This window comes from Pseudomonas sp. NPDC089401 (genome assembly GCF_044749485.1).
Classification (GTDB): Bacteria; Pseudomonadota; Gammaproteobacteria; order Pseudomonadales; family Pseudomonadaceae; genus Aquipseudomonas.
Window position 1 is genome coordinate 34,640 of sequence record NZ_JBIVIA010000019.1, and the last position, 23,723, is coordinate 58,362.

23 protein-coding genes are annotated in these 23,723 nt (G+C 64.1%); 19 read left to right on the forward strand and 4 right to left on the reverse strand.

Features of this window, described 5'->3' with window-relative positions; all coding sequences use genetic code 11:
• Positions 1-77 precede the first annotated feature (77 nt).
• The 14 genes from ACIP21_RS27675 to nuoN all read left to right on the forward strand — a co-directional run bounded on the left by ACIP21_RS27675 (position 78) and on the right by nuoN (position 16,088).
• Positions 78-740 (forward strand): lysoplasmalogenase, encoded by a 663-nt coding sequence (locus ACIP21_RS27675; protein ID WP_400694640.1) that lies wholly within the window; start codon positions 78-80, stop codon positions 738-740.
• Positions 741-1,121: 381 nt separating this feature from the next.
• Positions 1,122-1,535: an NADH-quinone oxidoreductase subunit A gene (locus ACIP21_RS27680; protein WP_011534614.1), complete on the forward strand. Its 414-nt coding sequence runs from the start codon at positions 1,122-1,124 to the stop codon at positions 1,533-1,535.
• A 10-nt stretch (positions 1,536-1,545) separates the two neighbouring features.
• On the forward strand, positions 1,546-2,223 hold the full coding sequence (locus ACIP21_RS27685) for an NADH-quinone oxidoreductase subunit B family protein (RefSeq protein ID WP_029614113.1): 678 nt from the start codon (positions 1,546-1,548) through the stop codon (positions 2,221-2,223).
• A gap of 79 nt (positions 2,224-2,302) precedes the next feature.
• Positions 2,303-4,084: an NADH-quinone oxidoreductase subunit C/D gene (nuoC, locus tag ACIP21_RS27690; RefSeq protein ID WP_400694642.1), complete on the forward strand. Its 1,782-nt coding sequence runs from the start codon at positions 2,303-2,305 to the stop codon at positions 4,082-4,084.
• Positions 4,085-4,086: 2 nt separating this feature from the next.
• Positions 4,087-4,584, forward strand: a complete 498-nt coding sequence (gene nuoE / locus ACIP21_RS27695) for an NADH-quinone oxidoreductase subunit NuoE (RefSeq protein ID WP_012273294.1) — start codon at positions 4,087-4,089, stop codon at positions 4,582-4,584.
• Positions 4,581-5,945, forward strand: coding sequence for an NADH-quinone oxidoreductase subunit NuoF (gene nuoF / locus ACIP21_RS27700; protein ID WP_400694644.1), 1,365 nt, complete (start codon positions 4,581-4,583; stop codon positions 5,943-5,945). The genes nuoE and nuoF overlap by 4 nt, the downstream gene beginning before the upstream one ends.
• Before the next feature lie 132 nt (positions 5,946-6,077).
• The gene (gene nuoG, locus ACIP21_RS27705; RefSeq protein ID WP_400694646.1) at positions 6,078-8,792 is read left to right on the forward strand and encodes an NADH-quinone oxidoreductase subunit NuoG; all 2,715 of its coding nucleotides are present in this window, start codon (positions 6,078-6,080) and stop codon (positions 8,790-8,792) included.
• Positions 8,789-9,796 (forward strand): NADH-quinone oxidoreductase subunit NuoH, encoded by a 1,008-nt coding sequence (nuoH, locus tag ACIP21_RS27710; protein WP_054884882.1) that lies wholly within the window; start codon positions 8,789-8,791, stop codon positions 9,794-9,796. Before nuoG ends, nuoH begins: the two co-directional genes overlap by 4 nt.
• A gap of 11 nt (positions 9,797-9,807) precedes the next feature.
• On the forward strand, positions 9,808-10,356 hold the full coding sequence (gene nuoI, locus ACIP21_RS27715) for an NADH-quinone oxidoreductase subunit NuoI (RefSeq protein WP_003251442.1): 549 nt from the start codon (positions 9,808-9,810) through the stop codon (positions 10,354-10,356).
• A gap of 10 nt (positions 10,357-10,366) precedes the next feature.
• Positions 10,367-10,867, forward strand: coding sequence for an NADH-quinone oxidoreductase subunit J (gene nuoJ / locus ACIP21_RS27720; RefSeq protein ID WP_400694648.1), 501 nt, complete (start codon positions 10,367-10,369; stop codon positions 10,865-10,867).
• Between the two features lie 3 nt (positions 10,868-10,870).
• The gene (nuoK, locus tag ACIP21_RS27725; RefSeq protein ID WP_167069935.1) at positions 10,871-11,179 is read left to right on the forward strand and encodes an NADH-quinone oxidoreductase subunit NuoK; all 309 of its coding nucleotides are present in this window, start codon (positions 10,871-10,873) and stop codon (positions 11,177-11,179) included.
• Positions 11,176-13,035 (forward strand): NADH-quinone oxidoreductase subunit L, encoded by a 1,860-nt coding sequence (nuoL, locus tag ACIP21_RS27730; protein WP_400694650.1) that lies wholly within the window; start codon positions 11,176-11,178, stop codon positions 13,033-13,035. The genes nuoK and nuoL overlap by 4 nt, the downstream gene beginning before the upstream one ends.
• Positions 13,036-13,078: 43 nt before the next feature.
• Complete coding sequence (nuoM, locus tag ACIP21_RS27735; protein WP_400694652.1) at positions 13,079-14,611, forward strand: NADH-quinone oxidoreductase subunit M; 1,533 nt, start codon at positions 13,079-13,081, stop codon at positions 14,609-14,611.
• A 7-nt stretch (positions 14,612-14,618) separates the two neighbouring features.
• Complete coding sequence (nuoN, locus tag ACIP21_RS27740) at positions 14,619-16,088, forward strand: NADH-quinone oxidoreductase subunit NuoN (protein ID WP_400694654.1); 1,470 nt, start codon at positions 14,619-14,621, stop codon at positions 16,086-16,088.
• A gap of 68 nt (positions 16,089-16,156) precedes the next feature.
• On the opposite strand, the gene ACIP21_RS27745 is transcribed toward nuoN, so the two are convergent.
• Positions 16,157-16,408, reverse strand: a complete 252-nt coding sequence (locus ACIP21_RS27745) for an ogr/Delta-like zinc finger family protein (RefSeq protein WP_400694656.1) — start codon at positions 16,406-16,408, stop codon at positions 16,157-16,159.
• A gap of 199 nt (positions 16,409-16,607) precedes the next feature.
• Here ACIP21_RS27745 and ACIP21_RS27750 point away from each other — a divergent pair, with 199 nt between their 5' ends.
• On the forward strand, positions 16,608-17,000 hold the full coding sequence (locus tag ACIP21_RS27750) for a helix-turn-helix domain-containing protein (RefSeq protein WP_400694657.1): 393 nt from the start codon (positions 16,608-16,610) through the stop codon (positions 16,998-17,000).
• 2 nt (positions 17,001-17,002) lie between these two features.
• Here the strand turns inward: ACIP21_RS27750 and ACIP21_RS27755 are convergent, their stop codons facing one another.
• Positions 17,003-17,350, reverse strand: a complete 348-nt coding sequence (locus ACIP21_RS27755; protein ID WP_400694706.1) for a hypothetical protein — start codon at positions 17,348-17,350, stop codon at positions 17,003-17,005.
• Positions 17,351-17,461: 111 nt separating this feature from the next.
• On the reverse strand, positions 17,462-17,710 hold the full coding sequence (locus tag ACIP21_RS27760; protein ID WP_400694658.1) for a response regulator transcription factor: 249 nt from the start codon (positions 17,708-17,710) through the stop codon (positions 17,462-17,464).
• Positions 17,711-17,929: 219 nt separating this feature from the next.
• On the opposite strand from ACIP21_RS27760, the gene ACIP21_RS27765 reads away from it, so the two are divergent.
• From ACIP21_RS27765 to ACIP21_RS27780, 4 genes are all read left to right on the forward strand, one after another.
• Positions 17,930-19,993: a TonB-dependent receptor family protein gene (locus ACIP21_RS27765; protein WP_400694660.1), complete on the forward strand. Its 2,064-nt coding sequence runs from the start codon at positions 17,930-17,932 to the stop codon at positions 19,991-19,993.
• Between the two features lie 199 nt (positions 19,994-20,192).
• Positions 20,193-20,339, forward strand: coding sequence for a hypothetical protein (locus ACIP21_RS27770; RefSeq protein ID WP_400694661.1), 147 nt, complete (start codon positions 20,193-20,195; stop codon positions 20,337-20,339).
• A gap of 49 nt (positions 20,340-20,388) precedes the next feature.
• Positions 20,389-21,378: a class I SAM-dependent methyltransferase gene (locus ACIP21_RS27775; protein ID WP_400694663.1), complete on the forward strand. Its 990-nt coding sequence runs from the start codon at positions 20,389-20,391 to the stop codon at positions 21,376-21,378.
• A complete protein-coding gene (locus ACIP21_RS27780) occupies positions 21,375-22,595 on the forward strand; it encodes a YcaO-like family protein (protein WP_400694665.1) in 1,221 nt (406 codons plus the stop codon). The genes ACIP21_RS27775 and ACIP21_RS27780 overlap by 4 nt, the downstream gene beginning before the upstream one ends.
• A gap of 1 nt (position 22,596) precedes the next feature.
• On the opposite strand, the gene ACIP21_RS27785 is transcribed toward ACIP21_RS27780, so the two are convergent.
• Positions 22,597-23,658, reverse strand: a complete 1,062-nt coding sequence (locus ACIP21_RS27785; protein WP_400694667.1) for an AI-2E family transporter — start codon at positions 23,656-23,658, stop codon at positions 22,597-22,599.
• Positions 23,659-23,723 lie beyond the last annotated feature (65 nt).

Below are 23,723 nucleotides of genomic sequence, written 5' to 3' on the forward strand. Positions count from 1 at the left end.
CGAAAGGGCCGGCACAGGCCGAGGCAAAACCCAGGATCAGAGCTATGCTTCAGGCAGCCCAGCAGCAAGGACCGCCCATGCCCCGTCCAAGCCACCTGATGATGCTCACCCTGGCCGCCGCCGTCCTCTATCTATATGCACTGGCCAGCGTCAATCCCCTGCTCGGCCTGCTGGCCAAACCCATTCCGGTGCTGGCCCTGATCGCCTGGCTGCGCAGCGCCCCGGCCACGACTTATCGCCGCTGGATCACCATCGGCCTGGCCCTCTCGGCCATCGGCGACATTCTGCTGGCGATCCCCACCGACCTGTTCGTGTTCGGCCTGGCGGCCTTCCTCTGCGCCCACCTGGCCTACCTGCGCGCCTATTGCGGCAAGACCCTGCGACCCGCCCTGCCAGCACTGCTGCTGAGCGCCGTCACCGGCATCGCCCTGCTTGGCGTGCTCGCCAGCCACGGCCTCGGCCCGCTATTGATCCCGGTGTCGATCTACGCGCTGGCCATCAGCGCCATGCTCTGGCGCGCCTTGGCCTGTGGCGGTATCGCCGCCCTCGGCGCTTGCCTGTTCGTGTTCTCCGACAGCCTGATCGGCATCGACCGCTTCGTCAGCCCGTTCAGCGCCGCGCCGTACCTGATCATCCTCGCCTACTGGCTCGGCCAGTGGGCAATCGCATCGTCTGCATCCCGGGGCTCAATCGATAAAGTATTGACCCAGAGCGGTGCGCGAGGCGTCGGAAGCTGCTAGAACACGAGTCTTTCGCATTTGCAAGTAGGGGGAATCGGCAGATGAACTTTACAAGGCCCAGAAGAGCCCAATTACATACCACCCAGACAAATGATATTAATTATCATTACGCAAGTTGCAATTCGTTACCAGTCGCAAGAAACATAATTAACAAAACCACGTGCAATGCCCGAATCTCAAGGCTTTCAGCGAGTTAGACGCTGGTTTTGTACTAAATCCTACGAATAAATTTGCAACGGAAATTGTACTTGCGCCGGGTTTACCCATAAAATCAGCGCGATTGATTCAGCTGCGACATTTGGTCACTGCACCTGCGACACCACGTCGCCGCTCTACTTATTTCAGACTGCAGAGCTGGGTCTCTGTATAAGGATTTCTAGCATGTCCGATTCGGCAGGACTCATCGCCCACAACTGGGGCTTTGCCATCTTCCTTCTGGGTGTCGTCGGCCTGTGTGCCTTCATGCTCGGCCTCTCCAGCCTGCTCGGTAGCAAGGCCTGGGGCCGCGCCAAGAACGAACCCTTCGAATCCGGCATGCTGCCCGTCGGCAGCGCCCGCCTGCGCCTGTCCGCCAAATTCTATCTGGTCGCGATGCTGTTCGTGATCTTCGATATCGAAGCCCTCTTCCTGTATGCATGGTCTGTGTCCGTCCGCGAAAGCGGCTGGACCGGATTCGTCGAAGCACTCGTTTTCATAGCAATTCTGTTGGCTGGTCTTGTCTACCTATGGCGCGTCGGAGCTCTTGACTGGGCACCCGAAGGTCGCCGCAAGCGGCAAGCGAAGCTGAAACAATGAGGCTTTGGCAATGCAATACAATCTCACCAGAATCGATCCGGATGCGCCCAACGAGCAATACCCGGTAGGTGATCGGGAAACCGTCACCGACCAGCTGCTCGAAGACCAGGTCCACAAGAACATCTACATGGGGAAACTCGAAGATGTGCTGCGTGGCGCGGTCAACTGGGGTCGCAAGAACTCCCTCTGGCCGTACAACTTCGGCCTGTCCTGCTGCTACGTGGAAATGACCACGGCCTTCACGGCGCCCCACGACATCGCCCGCTTCGGCGCCGAAGTCATCCGGGCATCGCCGCGTCAGGCCGACTTCATGGTCATCGCCGGTACCTGCTTCGTGAAGATGGCGCCGATCATCCAGCGTCTGTACGAGCAGATGCTCGAGCCCAAGTGGGTCATCTCCATGGGTTCGTGCGCCAACTCCGGTGGCATGTACGACATCTACTCGGTCGTTCAGGGGGTCGACAAGTTCCTCCCCGTGGACGTCTACGTGCCTGGCTGCCCGCCGCGCCCCGAGGCATTCCTGCAAGGCCTGATGCTGCTGCAGGAGTCCATCGGCCAAGAGCGACGCCCGCTTTCCTGGGTCGTTGGTGATCAAGGCATCTACCGTGCCGAGATGCCAGCCCAGAAAGACCTGCGTCGTGAACAGCGCATTGCGGTAACCAACCTGCGCAGCCCCGACGAAGTCTGATCCAGCGACCTGCCGCCCGCTCCCCGAGGAGCCGGCGGCCTGGCTTCATTCTTAACGCTGACCCAAAGCGACCGAGACCATGACAGCGGACAACGCTATTTATATTCCGCCTTACAAGGCTGACGACCAGGATGTGGTCGTCGAACTGCACAACCGCTTCGGCGCCGACGCTTTCGTCGCCCAGGAAACCCGCACCGGCATGCCGGTACTGTGGGTTAAGCGTGCCCAGCTCAAAGAAGTGCTCTCTTTCCTGCGCAACGTCGCCAAACCGTACAGCATGCTGTACGACCTGCACGGCGTCGACGAGCGCCTGCGCACCCAGCGCCGCGGCCTGCCTGCCGCCGACTTCAGCGTGTTCTACCACCTGCTGTCGGTCGAGCGTAACAGCGACGTGATGATCAAGGTGTCGCTCAGCGAAGGCGACCTGAACCTGCCGACCGTGACCGGTATCTGGCCGAACGCCAACTGGTACGAGCGTGAAGTCTGGGACATGTTCGGCATCGATTTCGCCGGCCACCCGCACCTGAGCCGCATCATGATGCCGCCCACCTGGGAAGGCCACCCGCTGCGCAAGGACTACCCGGCGCGCGCCACCGAGTTCGACCCGTACAGCCTGACCCTGGCCAAGCAGCAGCTCGAAGAGGAATCGGCACGCTTCAACCCGGAAGCCTGGGGCATGAAGCGTCACGGCGCCAACGAGGACTACATGTTCCTCAACCTCGGCCCGAACCACCCTTCTGCCCACGGCGCGTTCCGTATCGTCCTGCAGCTGGACGGTGAAGAGATCGTCGACTGCGTGCCGGACATCGGCTATCACCACCGTGGTGCCGAGAAGATGGCCGAGCGCCAGTCCTGGCACAGCTTCATCCCCTACACCGACCGTATCGACTACCTCGGTGGGGTGATGAACAACCTGCCGTACGTGCTCGCGGTGGAGAAGCTGGCCGGCATCAAGGTGCCGCAGAAGGTCGACGTGATCCGCATCATGCTGGCCGAGTTCTTCCGCATCACCAGCCACCTGCTGTTCCTGGGTACCTACATCCAGGACGTCGGCGCCATGACCCCGGTGTTCTTCACCTTCACCGACCGCCAGCGTGCCTACACCGTGATCGAGGCGATCACCGGTTTCCGCCTGCACCCGGCCTGGTACCGCATCGGTGGTGTCGCCCACGACCTGCCGCGCGGCTGGGACAAGCTGGTCAAGGACTTCGTCGAATGGCTGCCCAAGCGCCTCGACGAGTACACCAAGGCCGCCCTGCAGAACAGCATCCTCAAGGGCCGTACCATCGGCGTCGCCGCCTACAACACCAAGCAAGCCCTGGAGTGGGGCACCACCGGTGCCGGCCTGCGTTCCACCGGTTGCGACTTCGACCTGCGCAAGGCGCGCCCGTACTCCGGCTACGAGAACTTCGAGTTCGAAGTGCCGCTGGCCCACAACGGCGATGCCTACGATCGCTGCATGGTCCGTGTCGAGGAGATGCGCCAGAGTATCCGCATCATCGACCAGTGCCTGCGCAACATGCCGGAAGGCCCGTACAAGGCGGACCACCCGCTGACCACGCCGCCGCCGAAAGAGCGCACCCTGCAGCACATCGAGACCCTGATCACGCACTTCCTGCAAGTCTCGTGGGGCCCGGTCATGCCGGCCAACGAGTCGTTCCAGATGATCGAGGCGACCAAGGGCATCAACAGTTACTACCTGACGAGCGATGGCGGCACCATGAGCTACCGCACCCGGATCCGTACCCCGAGCTACCCGCACCTGCAGCAGATCCCTTCGGTGATCAAAGGCAGCATGGTCGCCGACCTCATTGCGTACCTGGGCAGTATCGACTTCGTTATGGCTGACGTGGACCGCTAAGCATGAACAGCACGCTTATCCAGACAGACCGTTTCGCCCTGAGCGAAACCGAGCGCTCGGCCATCGAGCACGAAATGCATCACTACGAGGACCCGCGCGCGGCGTCCATCGAAGCCCTGAAGATCGTCCAGAAGGAACGTGGCTGGGTGCCGGACGGCGCCATCCACGCCATCGGCGAGGTGCTGGGCATCCCGGCCAGCGATGTCGAAGGCGTCGCTACCTTCTACAGCCAGATCTTCCGCCAGCCGGTCGGCCGCCACATCATCCGCGTGTGCGACAGCATGGTCTGCTACATCGGCGGCCATGAATCGGTGGTCAGCCAGATCCAGAGCGAACTGGGCATCGGCCTCGGCCAGACCACCGCGGACGGGCGTTTCACCCTGCTGCCGGTGTGCTGCCTGGGCAACTGCGACAAGGCCCCGGCGCTGATGATCGACGACGATACCTTTGGCGACGTGCAGCCCGCTGGCGTTACCAAGCTGCTGGAGGGCTACGTATGACCATTACTTCCTTCGGCCCGGCCAACCGCATTGCGCGCACGGCCGAAACCCATCCGCTGACCTGGCGCCTGCGTGACGACGGCGAGCCGGTCTGGCTGGCCGAGTACCAGTCGAAGAACGGCTACGCCGCCGCGCGCAAGGCGCTGGCCGACATGTCCGCCGACGACATCGTGCAGAACGTCAAGGACTCCGGCCTCAAGGGCCGCGGCGGCGCAGGCTTCCCCACTGGCGTGAAGTGGGGCCTGATGCCCAAAGACGAATCCATGAACATCCGCTACCTGCTGTGCAACGCGGACGAAATGGAGCCGAACACCTGGAAGGACCGCATGCTGATGGAGCAACAGCCCCATCTGCTGGTCGAGGGCATGCTGATCAGCGCCCGCGCCCTGAAGGCCTACCGTGGCTACATCTTCCTGCGTGGCGAATACACCACCGCGGCGAAGAACCTCAACCGCGCCATCGACGAAGCCAAGGCCGCAGGCCTGCTGGGCAAGAACATCCTGGGCAGCGGTTTCGATTTCGAGCTGTTCGTGCACACCGGTGCCGGGCGCTACATCTGCGGTGAAGAAACCGCGCTGATCAACTCGCTGGAAGGCCGCCGCGCCAACCCGCGCTCCAAGCCGCCCTTCCCTGCCGCCGTTGGCGTGTGGGGCAAGCCGACCTGCGTGAACAACGTCGAGACCCTGTGCAACGTGCCGGCGATCGTCGCCAACGGCAACGACTGGTACAAGTCGCTGGCCCGCGAAGGCAGCGAAGACCACGGCACCAAGCTGATGGGCTTCTCCGGCAAGGTGAAGAACCCGGGCCTCTGGGAACTGCCGTTCGGCGTCACCGCCCGCGAGCTGTTCGAAGACTACGCCGGTGGCATGCGCGACGGCTTCAAGCTCAAGTGCTGGCAGCCAGGCGGCGCCGGTACCGGCTTCCTGCTGCCCGAGCACCTCGACGCGCAGATGTACGCCGGTGGCATCGCCAAGGTCGGCACCCGCATGGGTACGGGCCTGGCCATGGCGGTCGACGATAGCGTCAACATGGTCTCGCTGCTGCGCAACATGGAAGAGTTCTTTGCCCGCGAGTCGTGCGGCTGGTGCACCCCGTGCCGTGACGGCCTGCCGTGGAGCGTGAAGATGCTGCGCGCGCTGGAGAACGGCCAGGGCCGCGCCGAGGACATCGAGACGCTGCTGGGGCTGGTCAACTTCCTCGGCCCAGGCCGCACCTTCTGTGCTCACGCACCAGGTGCCGTCGAGCCATTGGGCAGTGCCATCAAGTACTTCCGGTCCGAGTTCGAGGCCGGTGTCGCGCCAGCAAGCGCTGCCGACACCCTGCGCCCTAACCTGGCCAAGCCGATTGTGGTCGGCGCATAAAAAGATAGAAAGCGGGTGGTCCGTGCCACCCGCCAGCCTGCTGGCCGGCCCGCATGACGCGTGGCGTGCCGCAGGCGTACAGATTTCCATTAGCCACGCCCGCTCACGCGGGCCAACGAAGAACTTTGAACAATGGCCACTATCCACGTAGACGGCAAAGCGCTCGAAGTCAACGGTGCAGACAACCTGTTACAGGCCTGTCTGTCACTCGGCCTCGATATTCCCTATTTCTGCTGGCACCCGGCGCTCGGTAGCGTCGGCGCCTGCCGGCAGTGTGCGGTCAAGCAGTACACCGACGAGAACGACACCCGCGGTCGTATCGTCATGTCCTGCATGACCCCTGCCTCCGACGGCACCTGGATCTCCATCGAGGATGAAGAGTCCAAGGCGTTTCGCGCCAGCGTCGTCGAATGGCTGATGACCAACCACCCGCACGACTGCCCGGTGTGCGAGGAAGGCGGTCACTGCCACCTGCAGGACATGACGGTAATGACCGGCCACAACGAGCGCCGCTACCGTTTCACCAAGCGTACCCACCAGAACCAGGACCTCGGCCCGTTCATCGCCCATGAGATGAACCGCTGCATCGCCTGCTACCGCTGCGTGCGCTACTACAAGGACTATGCCGGTGGTACCGACCTGGGCGTCTACGGCGCCCACGACAACGTGTACTTCGGCCGCGTCGAGGACGGCGTGCTGGAGAGCGAGTTCTCCGGCAACCTGACCGAGGTCTGCCCGACCGGCGTGTTCACCGACAAGACCCACTCCGAGCGTTACAACCGCAAGTGGGACATGCAGTTCGCCCCGAGCATCTGCCACGGCTGCTCCAGCGGTTGCAACATCAGCCCGGGCGAGCGCTACGGCGAACTTCGCCGGGTCGAGAACCGCTTCAACGGTTCGGTGAACCAGTACTTCCTGTGCGACCGCGGCCGCTTCGGCTACGGCTACGTCAACCGCAAGGATCGCCCGCGCCAGCCACGCCTGGCCGACGGTACCAAGCTGGGCCTGGACGCCGCCCTGGACAAGGCCGCCGACCTGCTGCGCGGACGCACCATCGTCGGTATCGGCTCGCCACGCGCCAGCCTCGAAAGCAACTACGGTCTGCGTGAGCTGGTCGGCGCCGACTACTTCTACTCCGGTATGGAAGCCGGCGAGCTGGCCCGCGTGCGCCTGGCCCTGAACGTGCTGAACAACAGCCCGCTGCCGGTGCCGACCCTGCGCGACATCGAAAAACACGACGCCGTGCTGGTGCTCGGTGAAGACCTGACGCAAACGGCAGCGCGGGTTGCCCTGGCCGTGCGCCAGGCGACCAAAGGCAAGGCCGAAGCCATGGCCGATGCCATGCGCGTTCAGCCTTGGCTGGATGCTGCCGTGAAGAACATCGGCCAGCACGCGCTGTACCCGCTGTTCATCGCCTCGCTGGCGGAAACCAAGCTCGACGACGTCGCCGAAGAATGCGTGCATGCGGCCCCGGCCGACCTGGCGCGCCTGGGCTTCGCCGTGGCCAACGCCATCGACCCGAGCGCCCCGGCCGTCGAAGGCCTGGACGCCGAAGCCAAAGCCCTGGCCCAGCGCATCGCCGACGCCCTGGTCGCCGCCAAGCGCCCACTGGTGGTCGCCGGTACTTCCCTGGCCGACCCGGCGCTGATCGAAGCCGCCGCCAACATCGCCAAGGCCCTCAAGCTGCGCGAGAAGGACGGTTCGCTGAGCCTGGTCGTCCCTGAGGCCAACAGCCTCGGCCTGGCCATGCTCGGTGGCGAATCGGTCGACGCTGCGCTGGACGCCGTCATCAGCGGCAAGGCCGACGCCATCGTGGTCCTGGAAAACGACCTGTATGCCCGCGTTCCGGCGGCCAAGGTCGACGCAGCCCTGGCCGCGGCCAAGGTGGTGATCGTCGCCGACCACTCGAAAACCCCGACGGTCGACCGCGCCCACCTGGTGCTGCCGGCCGCCTCGTTCGCCGAAGGCGACGGCACCCTGGTCAGCCAGGAAGGCCGCGCCCAGCGCTTCTTCCAGGTGTTCGACCCGCAGTACCTGGACAGCAGCATCCAGATCCACGAAGGCTGGCGCTGGATGCACGCCCTGCGTGCCACCCTGCTCAACAAGCCGGTCGACTGGACCCAGCTGGACCACGTCACCAGCGCCTGCGCCGAAGCCGCCCCGCAACTGGCCGGCATCGTCAACGCAGCGCCAAGCGCCGCGTTCCGCATCAAGGGCATGAAGCTGGCCCGCGAGCCGCTGCGCTACTCCGGCCGTACCGCCATGCGCGCCAACATCAGCGTGCACGAGCCGCGTACCCCACAGGACAAGGACAGCGCATTCGCCTTCTCCATGGAAGGCTACTCGGGCTCGGCCGAACCGCGCCAGCAAGTGCCGTTCGCCTGGTCGCCGGGCTGGAACTCGCCGCAGGCCTGGAACAAGTTCCAGGACGAGGTCGGTGGCCACCTGCGTGCCGGTGACCCGGGCGTGCGCCTGATCGAATCGCAAGGCGATCGCCTGAACTGGTTCAACGGCGTTCCGGGTGCCTTCAACCCGGCCCGAGGCACCTGGACCGCGGTACCGTTCTTCCACCTGTTCGGCAGCGAAGAGAGCTCCTCGCGCGCCGCTCCGGTGCAGGAGCGCATCCCGGCCGCCTACGTCGCCCTGGCCAAGTCCGAAGCCGACCGCCTGGGTGTCAACGAAGGCGCCCTGCTCAGCCTGAACGTGGCAGGCCAGGCCCTGCGCCTGCCGCTGCGCATCAATGAAGCACTGGGCGCTGGCCTGGTTGCCCTGCCCAAAGGCCTGGCCGGCATCCCGCCTGCCATCTTCGGTGCATCCGTCGAAGGTCTGCAGGAGGCAGCACAATGAGCTGGTTCACCCCCGAAGTGATCGATGTGATCCTCACCGTGGTCCGGGCCATCGTGGTCCTGCTCGCGGTGGTGGTCTGCGGCGCGCTGCTCAGCTTCGTCGAGCGCCGCCTGCTGGGCTGGTGGCAGGACCGTTACGGTCCGAACCGCGTCGGCCCGTTCGGCATGTTCCAGATCGCTGCCGACATGCTGAAGATGTTCTTCAAGGAAGACTGGAACCCGCCCTTCGTCGATCGCATGATCTTCACCCTGGCACCGGTCGTGGCCATGAGTGCCCTGCTGATCGCCTTCTGCGTGATCCCGATCACCCCGCTGTGGGGCGTCGCCGACCTGAACATCGGCCTGCTGTTCTTCTTCGCCATGGCCGGCCTGTCGGTCTACGCGGTGCTGTTCGCCGGCTGGTCGTCGAACAACAAGTACGCCCTGCTGGGCAGCTTGCGTGCCTCGGCGCAGACCGTGTCGTACGAAGTGTTCCTGGGCCTGGCGCTGATGGGCGTGGTGGTGCAGGTGGGTTCGTTCAACATGCGCGACATCGTTGAATACCAGGCGCAGAACCTGTGGTTCATCATTCCGCAGTTCTTCGGCTTCTGCACCTTCTTCATCGCTGGCGTCGCCGTGACTCACCGTCACCCGTTCGACCAGCCGGAAGCGGAACAGGAACTGGCCGACGGCTACCACATCGAGTATGCCGGCATGAAATGGGGCATGTTCTTCGTCGGTGAGTACATCGGCATCATCCTCATCTCGGCGCTGCTGGTGACCCTGTTCTTCGGCGGCTGGCACGGCCCGTTCGGCATCCTGCCGCAACTGTCGTTCCTGTGGTTCGCGCTGAAGACCGCGTTCTTCATCATGCTGTTCATCCTGCTGCGCGCCTCGATCCCGCGCCCGCGCTATGACCAGGTGATGGACTTCAGCTGGAAGTTCTGCCTGCCGCTGACCCTGATCAATTTGCTGGTGACCGCTGCGATCGTGCTCTACAACACGCCAGCCGTCGCGGCCCAGTGAGGATTTGACCCATGTTCAAGTATATCGGCGACATCGTTAAGGGCACCGGCACCCAGCTGCGCAGCCTGGCAATGGTGTTCTCCCACGGGTTCCGCAAGCGCGACACCCTGCAGTACCCCGAAGAACCCGTGTACCTGCCGCCGCGCTACCGCGGCCGCATCGTCCTCACCCGCGACCCCGACGGCGAGGAGCGCTGCGTGGCGTGCAACCTCTGCGCGGTGGCCTGCCCGGTCGGCTGCATCTCGCTGCAGAAGGCCGAGACCGAGGACGGCCGCTGGTACCCGGAGTTCTTCCGCATCAACTTCTCGCGCTGCATCTTCTGCGGCCTGTGCGAAGAAGCGTGCCCGACCACCGCGATCCAGCTGACTCCGGATTTCGAAATGGCCGAGTTCAAGCGTCAGGACCTGGTGTACGAGAAAGAAGATCTGCTGATCTCCGGCCCCGGCAAGAACCCTGACTACAACTTCTACCGTGTTGCGGGTATGGCGATCGCTGGCAAGCCGAAGGGCTCTGCGCAGAACGAAGCCGAGCCGATCAACGTGAAGAGCTTGCTCCCATAAGGACCGAATGATGGAATTCGCTTTCTATTTCGCATCCGGGATCGCCGTGGTCTCCACCCTTCGGGTGGTGACCGGGACCAACCCCGTGCACGCCTTGCTGTACCTGATCATTTCGCTGATTTCCGTGGCGATGATCTTCTTTGCCCTGGGTGCGCCGTTCGCCGGCGCCCTGGAAGTGATCGCCTACGCCGGCGCCATCATGGTGCTGTTCGTGTTCGTGGTGATGATGCTCAACCTCGGGCCGGCTTCGGTGGCCCAGGAGCGCGGCTGGCTCAAGCCCGGCATCTGGGCGGGGCCGGTGATCCTCGCCGCCCTGCTGCTGCTGGAGCTGCTGTACGTGCTGTTCGTCTCGCCGAGTGGCGCGGCCATCAGCGGTACCACGGTCAGCGCGAAAGAAGTGGGTATCAGCCTGTTCGGCCCGTACCTGCTGGTGGTCGAACTGGCTTCGATGCTGCTGCTCGCGGCAGCCGTCACCGCCTTCCACCTGGGCCGCAACGAGGCGAAGGAGTAAATCATGGGTGCTATCCCTCTCGAGCATGGTCTGGCGGTCGCCGGCATCCTGTTCTGCTTAGGTCTGGTTGGCCTGATGGTCCGCCGCAACATCCTCTTCGTGCTCATGAGCCTGGAAGTCATGATGAACGCATCCGCACTGGCGTTCATCGTCGCCGGTGCCCGTTGGGTGCAGCCCGACGGCCAGATCATGTTCATTCTGGTGATCAGCCTGGCAGCCGCCGAGGCCAGCATTGGCCTGGCGATCCTGCTGCAGCTGTATCGCCGCTTCCACACTCTCGACATCGATGCTGCCAGTGAGATGCGCGGATGAACCTTCTCTTCCTGACTTTCGTCTTCCCCCTCGTCGGCTTCCTGCTGCTGTCGTTCTCGCGCGGGCGGTTCTCGGAGAACCTGTCGGCGCTGATCGGCGTCGGCTCGGTGGGCCTCTCGGCCGCCACCGCCGCCTACGTGATCTGGCAGTTCAACGTCGCCCCGCCTGAAGGCGGCGCGTACAGCCAGCTGCTGTGGCAGTGGATGTCGGTGGACGGCTTCGCGCCGAACTTCACCCTGTACCTGGACGGCCTGTCGGTGACCATGCTCGGCGTGGTCACCGGTGTCGGCTTCCTGATCCACCTGTTCGCCTCCTGGTACATGCGTGGCGAAGCCGGCTACTCGCGCTTCTTCTCGTACACCAACCTGTTCATCGCCAGCATGCTGTTCCTGATCCTCGGCGATAACCTGCTGTTCATCTACTTCGGCTGGGAAGGCGTGGGCCTGTGCTCGTACCTGTTGATCGGTTTCTACTACAGCAACCGCAACAACGGTAACGCGGCGCTCAAGGCGTTCATCGTCACCCGCATCGGCGACGTGTTCATGGCCATCGGCCTGTTTATCCTGTTCGCCCAGCTGGGTACCCTGAACGTTCAGGAGCTGCTGGTGCTGGCGCCGCAGAAGTTCAAGGCCGGCGACACCTGGATGGTGCTGGCGACCCTGATGCTGCTGGGTGGCGCGGTCGGTAAATCGGCCCAGCTGCCGCTGCAGACCTGGCTGGCCGACGCGATGGCGGGCCCGACGCCGGTTTCGGCACTGATCCACGCCGCAACCATGGTGACCGCGGGCGTGTACCTGATCGCCCGTACCAACGGCCTGTTCCTGCTGGCCCCGGACATCCTCCACCTGGTGGGCGTGGTCGGCGGCGTGACCCTGGTACTGGCCGGCTTTGCCGCGCTGGTGCAGACCGACATCAAGCGTATCCTCGCCTACTCGACCATGAGCCAGATCGGCTACATGTTCCTGGCCCTGGGCGTCGGTGCCTGGGACGCGGCGATCTTCCACCTGATGACCCACGCCTTCTTCAAGGCCCTGCTGTTCCTTGCCTCCGGTGCGGTGATCGTTGCCTGCCACCACGAGCAGAACATCTTCAAGATGGGCGGCCTGTGGAAGAAACTGCCGCTGGCCTACGCCAGCTTCGTGGTCGGTGGCGCTGCCCTGGCCGCCCTGCCGATCGTGACCGTGGGCTTCTACTCCAAGGACGAGATCCTCTGGGAAGCCTTCGCCAGCGGCAACACCGGCCTGCTGTACGCCGGCCTGGTCGGCGCGTTCATGACCTCGCTGTACACCTTCCGCCTGATCTTCATCGCCTTCCACGGCGAAGCCAAGACCGAAGCCCACGCCGGCCACGGCATCAGCCACTGGCTGCCGCTGGGCGTGCTGATCGTGCTGTCGACCTTCGTCGGCGCCTGGATCACCCCGCCGCTGGCCGGTGTGCTGCCGGAAAGCGCCGGCCACGCCGGTGGCGAAGCCAAGCACGCGCTGGAGATCACCTCGGGTGCCATCGCCATCGCCGGTATCCTGCTGTCGGCCCTGCTGTTCCTCGGCAAGCGCCGCTTCGTCAGCGCCGTCGCCAACAGCGGCATCGGCCGTGTGCTGTCGGCCTGGTGGTTCGCCGCCTGGGGCTTCGACTGGATCTACGACAAGCTGTTCGTCAAACCTTACCTGCTGATCAGCCACGTCCTGCGCAAGGATCCGGTTGACCGCAGCATCGGCCTGATCCCTCGCCTGGCCCGCGGCGGCAACGTCGCCATGAGCAAGACCGAGACCGGCCAGCTGCGCTGGTACACCGCTTCGATCGCCGTTGGCGCAGTGCTGGTACTCGGCGCTGTGGTAGTGGCTGCGGTAAACCCATGAACTTTGCGAACCTTGCGACTCTGCGAAAGGAAACCAACCCGTCATGATTTTGCCTTGGCTGATCCTGATCCCCTTCATCGGCGGCCTCCTGTGCTGGCTGGGTGAGCGCTTCGGCGCCACCCTGCCGCGCTGGATCGCGCTGCTGACCATGTCCCTGCTGCTAGGCATCGGCCTGTGGCTGTGGGCGCACGGCGACTACACCCTGGCCCCTGCCCCGGGCGCCGAACCCCACTGGGCCGTGGAATACAAAGTCCAGTGGATCCAGCGCTTCGGCATCAGCATCCACCTGGCCCTCGACGGCCTGTCGCTGCTGATGATCCTGCTCACCGGCCTGCTCGGTGTGCTGTCGGTACTGTGCTCCTGGAAAGAGATCCAGCGCCACGTCGGCTTCTTCCACCTCAACCTGATGTGGATCCTCGGCGGCGTGGTCGGTGTGTTCCTGGCCCTGGACCTGTTCCTGTTCTTCTTCTTCTGGGAAATGATGCTGGTGCCGATGTACTTCCTCATCGCGCTCTGGGGTCACAGCTCGGCGGATGGCAAGAAGACCCGGATCTACGCCGCCACCAAGTTCTTCATCTTCACCCAGGCCAGCGGCCTGATCATGCTGGTGGCGATCCTCGGCCTGGTGCTGGTCAACTACAGCAACACCGGGGTGATCACCTTCAACTACAGCGACCTGCTCAAGGCGCAGCTGCCGGCCGGTACCGAGTACCTGCTGATGCTGGGCTTCTTCATCGCCTTCGCGGTGAAACTGCCGGTGGTGCCGTTCCACTCCTGGCTGCCTGACGCCCACGCCCAGGCACCGACCGCAGGTTCCGTGGACCTGGCCGGTATCCTGCTGAAGACCGCGGCCTACGGCCTGCTGCGCTTCGCCCTGCCGCTGTTCCCGAACGCCTCGGCGGAGTTCGCGCCGATCGCCATGACCCTGGGCCTGATCGGTATCTTCTACGGCGCCTTCCTGGCCTTCGCGCAGACCGACATCAAGCGCCTGATCGCCTTCTCCAGCGTCTCGCACATGGGCTTCGTGCTGATCGGCATCTACTCCGGCAGCCAGCAGGCCCTGCAGGGCGCGGTGATCCAGATGCTGGCCCACGGCCTGTCGGCCGCCGCGCTGTTCATCCTGTCCGGCCAACTGTACGAGCGCCTGCACACCCGTGACATGCGTCAAATGGGAGGCCTGTGGCACCGCATCGCCTACCTGCCGGCCATCAGCCTGTTCTTCGCCGCCGCATCGCTGGGCCTGCCGGGTACCGGCAACTTCGTCGGCGAGTTCCTGATCCTGATCGGCAGCTTCGTCCACGTACCGTGGATCACCGTGATCGCCACCACCGGCCTGGTGTTCGGCTCGGTGTACTCGCTGATCATGATCCACCGCGCCTACTTCGGCCCGGCCAAGGCCGACACCGTGCTGGCCGGCATGGACACCCGCGAGCTGATCATGGTGCTGGGCCTGGCGGTACTGCTGATCCTGCTGGGCGTGTATCCGCAGCCGTTCCTCGACACCTCTGCCGCCACCATGACCGGCGTGCAGCAGTGGCTCGGTTCCGCTTTCACTCAACTCGCTTCGGCCCGGTAAGAGCGCTATGGAATTCACCACTCAACACTTCATCGCATTGGCGCCGATGCTGATCACCACCATCACCACCGTGGTGGTGATGCTGGCGATCGCCTGGAAGCGCAACCACTCGCAGACCTTCCTGCTGTCCACCGTGGGCCTGAACCTGGCCCTGCTGTCGATCCTGCCGGCGCTGAAGGTCGCGCCGCTGGCGGTCACCTCGCTGGTGACCATCGACAAGTTCGCCTGCCTGTACATGGCGATCATCCTGATCGCCACGCTGGCCTGCGTTACCCTTGCCCACGCCTACCTCGGCGAAGGCGCCAAGGGCTTCCCGGGCAACCGTGAAGAGCTGTACCTGCTGCTGCTGATGTCGGCCCTCGGTGGCCTGGTGCTGGTCAGCGCCAACCACCTGGCCGGGCTGTTCATCGGCCTGGAGCTGCTGTCGGTGCCGGTCTATGGCCTGGTGGCGTACGCCTTCTTCAACAAGCGCTCGCTGGAAGCCGGCATCAAGTACATGGTGCTGTCGGCCGCCGGCTCTGCCTTCCTGCTGTTCGGCATGGCCCTGCTGTACGCCGACGCCGGCAGCCTGACCTTCGACCAACTGGGCAAGGCCCTGGCCACCACCAGCATGCCAAGCCTGCTGGCCCAGCTCGGCCTGGGCATGATGCTGGTCGGCCTGGCGTTCAAGCTGTCGCTGGTGCCGTTCCACTTGTGGACCCCGGATGTGTACGAAGGCGCCCCGGCGCCGGTCGCCGCATTCCTGGCCACCGCCAGCAAGGTCGCGGTATTCGCCGTGGTCGTGCGCCTGTTCATGCTCTCCCCTGCCGCCAGCAGCGGCGTGCTGAGCACCGTGCTGGCCGTGATCGCCGTGGCGTCGATCCTGATCGGCAACCTGCTGGCGCTGACCCAGAGCAACCTCAAGCGCCTGCTCGGTTACTCGTCCATCGCCCACTTCGGCTACCTGGTCATCGCCCTGGTCGCCAGCAAGGGCCTGGCCATGGAAGCCATGGGCGTGTACCTGGTCACCTACGTGATCACCAGCCTCGGCGCCTTCGGCGTGATCACCCTGATGTCCTCGCCTTACGCCGGCCGTGACGCCGACGCCCTGTACGAGTACCGCGGCCTGTTCTGGCGCCGTCCGTACCTGACCGCGGTACTGACCGTGATGATGCTGTCGCTGGCGGGCATCCCGCTGACCGCCGGCTTCATCGGCAAGTTCTACATCATCGCCACCGGCGTCGAGTCGCACCTGTGGTGGCTGGTCGGTGCCCTGGTGATCGGTAGCGCCATCGGTGTCTACTACTACCTGCGCGTCATGGTCACCCTGTACCTGGTCGAGCCGAACCTGCGTCGCCACGACGCCCCGCTGAAGTGGGAACAGCGTACTGGCGGCGTGATGCTGCTGGCCATCGCCATCCTCGCCTTCGTTCTGGGCGTGTACCCGCAGCCGCTGCTTGACCTTGTCCAGCAGGCCGGCCTGCAGTTGATCGGCTGATCGACCCGGTAGTAAAAAACCCCGCGCTTGCGGGGTTTTTTTTCGCAGCAATGGCGGCCACTGGCCAGCTAGGAAATATCACTGCGTTGAAGTGCCGAGTCGCGTAGTTCACTGTTGGCAGACGGCAGATGGACCTCTGGGTTGGGCATGCCGCTGGGGGACAGTTCGTGGGTCATTTCGAACTCCGCCCTGACCGACCAACCGCAGGCTTCGTTGATGCATTGCAGATAGGCGACCCTGAGGAAAATGTGGCGTCCCTCACTGGTGCGAATACGCATTCGGTTCTGGCAGTGAGGGCACACCAGCTTGTAAGTACTCATAATGAATATCCACCCAGATTAGAACGTTGTAGGTCCGGTAAGAATAAGCTGCATGCCAACCTGCTATTGACTACAATCTGAGAACGGTTATTCACTAGGTCACTGTACATATCGAGAGACTCCAAATCGAAGGGACGCGTAGCTGAAATGATTAGTTCTAGGCCGTGGAATGCCATTAAACCACTCATGATTACTCAATATGAGTAGTGAACTATTCCCCTCTGTATTGGCCCGCCTCAAGCAACTGACTGGCTCCAGCACCGACGTGCAGTTGGCCAGAAGCCTTGGCATCAGCCCACAGACGCTCAGCAGCTGGAAGATCCGCCAGAGCATTCCGTACTCACTATGCGTAGAGCAGGCGGGTAAACACGGTTGCTCGCTCGACTGGCTGCTACTGGGGGAGCACCACCCCATCTGCGGAGCACCCGCCGGGGCTGACTGGGAACGCGACATGCTCGAACGCTTGCGTAGCCCCTCGGCGGCAGACCGCCAGGCAACCCTCCTGTACATCAAGGACAAGCAGCGTCTTCAGGAGCTGGAGCAGCGATTGGTCACGTTCACCGGGCAGTTGTCACAAGCCATGACAGGCTGAATTCATCGTCGCCAACGCTTGGCAAGCTCGCTCAGATTGACGGCATCCAGCCAGACCATGGCTTTCAGGCTCAGCGGGATCACCACCACGGCAGCCACGAAGGCGGACATGTCGCGCGACAGCATCGGTACAAGGCCCTTGATCAAAGGGCCGAACAGGTAACCGACGCCGAGTACCAGAAACACCAGCATGCACTTGCTGCCAAACGACAGGCGCCTGCGACCTGCAAAGATCATCTGACCTCGCGTGACCGTGACGAACAGTGCCCCCAACAAGGCGCCAAGCAGTACCTTGCCTTCGCTGTGGAACAAGGCTGCAAGTTCAGCCTTCAGGTGCATGAGCTCATCCATCGCGACCTCCACGCCGTGCAGGCCCAAGGCCTCGTATGAACAGGGTTTGCAGCACGCAGCCCTCGAGAAATCGTGCGGCGAGAAACAACGGGCTGGTTCATGGTCTTCACCTCACTGCTCGGCAAGCAGCCCGCAACGAATCGCCTTGGTCACCGCCGCGATCCGCGTCGGCACATCGAACTTGCGCAGGATGTTGGCCACATGAAAGTTCACCGTGGACTCCTGGCACTGGAGGATCTGCCCGATCTCCCAGGAGCTCTTGCCGTAAGTACACCAGAGCAGGACCTGATGCTCTCTGGGCGTCAGGTGGATCGGCGCGGTTTCTCGATTTTCAGATGGCTGTCGAAGGTAGGCAGGCATTATCGGGCTCCACAAATAGTGCTGATGGCATGCTGTCGCGTTACCCACACCTTACGAAGCCTCACCCGGCCACAGCCATCGGCGCGGTGTGTAAACTGCCGCCCTACACAGTCGTCTCTAGGGCATCCGGTCACGATTAATTGAAATTGTCCGTGCTCTGGGTGCCGGTTCGCTCGTCACAACGCCGTCACCTGCCCGCCCTATCTCTGGAGTTGCACGATGCGTCCCGCTTTGCCCCGTTCTTCATGCCTCGGCCTGCTGGCCCTTGTCTCCCTCGGCCAGCAAGCCATGGCTGCGCCGGCCGCCGTCGAACTGGGCCAGGTCCTGATCAGTGACGAAGAGCAGAGCACGCTGGATGACGCCCGCGAACGCCTGCGGACGATCCCTGGCGCCAGCAATCTGGTGGACATGGGCAAGGTGGGCCAGGGCCGGGTGGCCAGCAATCAGGATGTGCTGGCCTACCAGCCGGGTGTGTTCGCCCAGTCGGCGGGCAACGACGGCATCAAGCTGTCGATCCGCGGCTCGGGCATCAACCGCGCTCCCGGTGCCCACGGCTCGGGCGTGTACACGATGTTCGACGGGCTGCCACTGACTGGCCCGGGAGGCACGCCCTACGAGCTGTTCGAACCGCTGTGGCTGAGCCGCGCCGAAGTGCTGCGCGGGGCCAATGGCTTCGACCAGGGCTCGCTGGCCCTGGGCGGGGCGATCAATTACCTGACCCACACCGGCTACGACGCCGCGCCGCTGCAGCTGCGCTATGAAGTCGGCAGCCGCGGCTACCAGCATCGGCAGGTCAGCTCCGGGCAGGTGCTGGGCAACCTCGACTACTACGTGGCCCTGACCGACTCGGAGTACGACGGCTATCAGGCGCACAGCAGCGGCAGCTCGAAAGGTATCGCCGCCAACGTCGGCTATCGCTTCAACCCGAACCTGGAGACGCGCTTCTACCTGCGCTACCGGGAAACCGAGAACGACCTCGCCGGGCGCCTGACCAAGGAGCAGATCAAGCACCATCCACGGGCCGCCAACCCGGGCTACCTGTCGCGCAACGACAGCCGCCCGCAACCGGGCAGCACCTGGGTCGGCAACAAGACCACCTTCTTCCTCGACGACGATTCGCGGCTGGAAGCCGGGCTGGTCTATCACGATTACCCGATGGACCTGCGCGAAGGCGCAATGCGCCTGAAGGTGGCCTACACCGATGTCAGCGGCACGCTCAACTATTTCCGTCGCGACACCCTGTTCGGCCTGGAGAGCAAGACCACCGTCGGTTGGCGCACCACCAAGCACCTGCCCAACAGCGGCGCCTCGCAGTTCTCGCGGGTCAACGACGTGGTCGGCGCGCGCAAGCGCGACTTCAGCTACCAGGGCTCGGATACCGTGGTGCATGTGGGCAATGACCTGGAGCTGCTGCCGGACCTGTGGTTGACCACCGGCCTGGCGATGATCTATACCCGCCGCGAGAGCGACGTAAGCTACCCGGCCAACGGTGGCAAGGTCAGCCAGCACGACTGGGACTATGCACCCCGGCTCGGCCTGCGCTACGACATTCGCCCCGACCTGCAGGTCTACGGCAACCTGAGCCGTTCGGTCGAGCCCCCGCACCCATGGTCGCTGATCTGGAGCGCACCGACCCAGACCCAACCCATCGAGATGCAGAACCAGACCGCCACCACGCTGGAGCTGGGTGCACGCGGTGATTCGGCGCTCGGTCGCTGGGACCTGGCCTGGTACTACGCCCAGGTGCGTCACGAACTGCTGGCCGTGGAGCTGGCACCAGGCATCACCGGCGAATACAACAGCAGCCCCACCGTGCACCAGGGCGTCGAAGCCGGCCTCGACAGCATCCTCTGGGAACGTTCCGGCACGGGCAGGCTGAGCCTGCGCCAGGCCTACACCTTCAGCGACTTCCACTACCGCGACGACGAGCAGTTTGGCGACAACCGCCTGCCCGGCATCCCCATGCACTACTACCAGGCCGAGTTGCGCTACGACTGGCCGAGCGGGTTCCATGCCGGGATCAATACGCAGATGGCCTCCAAGGTGCAGGTCGACTACGCCAACAGCTACGCCGCCGATGCCTACGCCTTGCTCGGCGCGCGCCTGGGCTGGGACTCGCCGAAACAGGACTGGCAGACCTGGCTGGACCTGCGCAACCTGACCAACAAGCGTTATGCGGCAACCGTGACACCGGGCTACAACGATGCCGGCCAGGACATCGCACGGTCGACGCCCGGCGAAGGCTTCGGGGTGTACGCCGGCGTGTCGTACAGCTTCAGATGACGGCGCGAGCCTGACGGCAACGAGCGCCCCGCGGCCGAGGGGGCGCTTGGGGGCGCAAGACTGCTTCAGCAACAGTTCCGATGCTGCTCCTCTCGATCCCAGGGAACACGCTCCTCGTTCCAACCGCAGCGGCCACTCGCAAGAATCGGGCTGCAACGAATGATCGTTGCGATCATCCAGTCCGATCAGGAGAGTCCCTATGGGCATCTACATGGGTATCCGCTTCAACTCGCAACAGGAAGAACAGTCCGAGGCCATCACGCACACCCCTTCGCAAACCAAACCTGAGCAGATCGACGCGCAGCAGCTCGCCGAGCACGAGCAGCAGCAACTGAACGACGAGTAACGTGTCGGGCCTTGTGGCGACCCTGGCCACAAGGCCCTCTGGAGCGACCATGCCATCGTCAGACGAAACGGCCATCCCACGCGACCGGCTCGATGCACAGGCGAAGCATCTCGTCGATGTGCTCTCCCTGCCCCCACCCCACACCAACGGCCACCCGGCCTCCCGCTTGCGAGAGCCTATCGGCCCAGGGCTCAATGACCTGTTTCTGCTGCGTGTCGAGGGGGTCGAGTACCTGGGCCGCAAGTTACCCGACAGCAACGGTGAGCTGGGCAGCCGCCTTGCACCCCACATGCTGCTGGGCCTCTTGCTGGAGGCACGCTGGGACGAGCAGGGTTGGCACTGCCTCTATCAGCCTGTTGCGCAGCAGCGCCGCCGGTGGTTGTTCCAGCAAGCACTCCAGGCCCCCAGCCACAGGGTCCATTTTCCCTTTCCGGAGCTCGACGAGGCGTGCCGGGAACAGATAGCGCCCAGTGCCTTCTGGGATCACCCGCAGACCTTGGCCGCGCGCCTTGACAGGCAGGAGCAGCACTTTCGCGCCACCAGCATCGCGCTGCTGGACAAGCGCCTGCCCCCAGGAGCCGTGGTCCATGATCCGGCATGCTCCACCGGCATGTTCATCGCCACACTGGCCCGCGCGCTGCCGACCGCCCGTTGCGTCGGGGCAGACCGCTCCGCCGCCATGATCGCCCATGCCCGAGCCCATCACTCGTTGCCCAACCTTGAATTGCAGCTGGCCGACGCCCATGCCCCGGTCCTTGCGGCCGGCAGTTGCGACGCGCTGATCCTGCGTTTCCTGAATGCCGAGATGATGACGCGGGAAACGGCCATCACCTTGTTCGAACGCTTGACCCCACTGATGCGCCCCGGCGGCGTGGCGCTGGTGTTTGGCCAATCGACCCTCTTGTTCGAGGTAGAACAGCAGGCGCGTCGCCTGGGCCTGGAGGTCATCCGCAGCCTGGCAGGCACTGCCGAAACGCTGGAGCTGTTCCAGTTCTATGAACTGGTCCGTCCCGCCACACCCATCGAGATCTCACCATGACAAGCGCACTACCTGCCGAACGCGAGTACAGCTTGAGCGACGCACGCGCACGAATCGAAAGTGAATTGCTGCGCCTCGGCTTGCAGCTCAAGGAAACGATTCTCGGCGAGCGGATCGGTTCGGTGCTGGTCGACCTGCAGGCCGAGCCAAGCCAACAGCGCGCTGCCGGCAGCGGCAAGGGAACGCTGGAAGAAGCGGCCATCGGCGCACGTTTCGAGGCGCTCGAGCATTACCTTGACGAACATCAGCCGCGCCAGTTGCAACTGCTCAGCACCGCTTCGCTGGTCGATGACCGTTACCTGCAGGAGGACTTTCTGCAGCCTTGGCTGAAGGCCCAGCCCGACCGGCATCTGGCCTGCCAGCAATACACGGATATCCACGCCAACCCGTTGTTCGCCTACCCGATCACGGTCACCCGCCCCGATTACGCCGATCAGCTGATGCCGGGGGATACCTTCGAGCACTCCGGGCTCAGGCGCTACAGCAGCAACGACGGGGCCGCCATTGGCGCCAGTCGAGATGAGGCCTTGCTGCATGCGCTCAATCAGCTCATCGAACGCGATGCACTCTCGCTGTTCATGTTGCGCCACTTCTACTACCAGCGCCGCGATCCCCTGATGCAAGTGGAGCGCCCATGCGCCTCATCGCCGCTTGCAGGCTTCTGGGCAGAAGCCGAGCGGTGCCTGGCCAGCCCCATTATCGTGCTGGACATCAGCAACGAATTCGCCAGTCGCAGTTTCCTGGCGTTCTGCCTGCGCCCTGGCTCGCCCCTGCAGGCCAGCGTGGTCGGCTGTGGAACCTCGCTCGACCCTTGGCACGGCGTACGCCGGGCACTGAGCGAACTGGTCCAGCTACAGTTGAACAGCCAGATTCCACAAGCCGCGCGGCAACTGCAGCAGGCTGCCGGGCAGTTTGCCGCATGGCCCAAGCTGCGACGTTGCCAGCGCCGGGATATCGCCGCCCTGCTTGGCAACACGCGAAGCTGCCCATTACCCGTGCCGACCGCACAGCCCAGTGTGGCCGAGCAACTGCGCAGGCTGATCGACGACCTGCAGCAGCATGGCCATGTGGTAGGAATCTGCGAGGTGTTTCGCGGAGCCCAGGGCATCAGCCTGGTCAATGCGCTGGTACCTGGGCTGGAGCGTTTCCACCTGATCTGGAGCGGCAACCTGGTACTGCCTGGCCCTCGCGGGCGGCGCCTGGCGCAGGCTCAGTGATTCATGGCAGTTGCACCTGGGGCTGGGTGGCGGCGAAGATCGCCCAGCTGGACATGAACAGCGCGGCGATCAACGGCCCGATCACGAAGCCGTTGAGCCCGAACACCGCCAGGCCGCCAAGGGTGGAGACCAGGATCAGGTAATCGGGCATGCGCGTGTCCTTGCCCACCAGGATCGGCCGCAGCAGGTTGTCCACCAGGCCGATCACCAGCACCCCGAATGCGCTCAGGATCACCCCGGGCAGGATCGCCCCGGTCAACAGGAAGTACGCCGCCACCGGCGCCCAGACGATCCCCGCACCCACCGCCGGCAACAGCGAAAGAAACGCCATCATCACCCCCCAGACCAGCGCGCTGGGGATGTCCAGGACCCAGAAGATCAGACCACCCAGCGCTCCCTGGGTAATGGCCACCAGCACGTTGCCCTTGACCGTGGCGCGCACCACCCGATTGAACTTCAGCTGCAGGCGGCGCTTCTGCTGCTCGGGTAGCGGCACCGCCAGGCGCACCCGGCGCGCCACCTCGGCGCCCTCGCGCAGGAAGAAGAACAGCAGGTACATCATGATGCCGAAGCTGACCAGAAACTCGAACGTGCCCTGGCCGAAGCTGAACGCCTGGCTGGCCAGCACCTGGCTGCCCTGGGTCGCCCACTTGCTGATCTTGTCGCGCAAGCCGTCCAGGTTGCCCATGCCCAGGTGGTCCAGACTGTGCTGGGCGAACGCCGGCAGCATGTCCTTGCCGCGTTCGACGTAGCCGGCAATGTCCAGCTGGCCGCTTTCGATCCGCTGGTACAGCGTGGCCCCCTCCTGCACCAGCAAGGCACTGGTGATGATCACCGGCAGGATCGCCACCAGCAGGCATACCAGCAAGGTGGTGGCCGCCGCCAGGTTGCGCCGCCGGCCAAAGCGGATCAGCAGGTGACGCTGCAGCGGCGCGAACAGGATGCCAAGGATCACCGCCCAGAAGATCGCACCGTAATACGGCAGCAGGATCCACACGAAAGCAGCGGTCACCACCACCAGGAGCACTGCCAGGGCTTTGTTCTGCAACGGGGTTTGATTCATGGCAACTCCTCGTGGGCTCTGGATATTAGTGCGCTGGCTACAGGAAAAAGTGCCAGGCTTTCCTT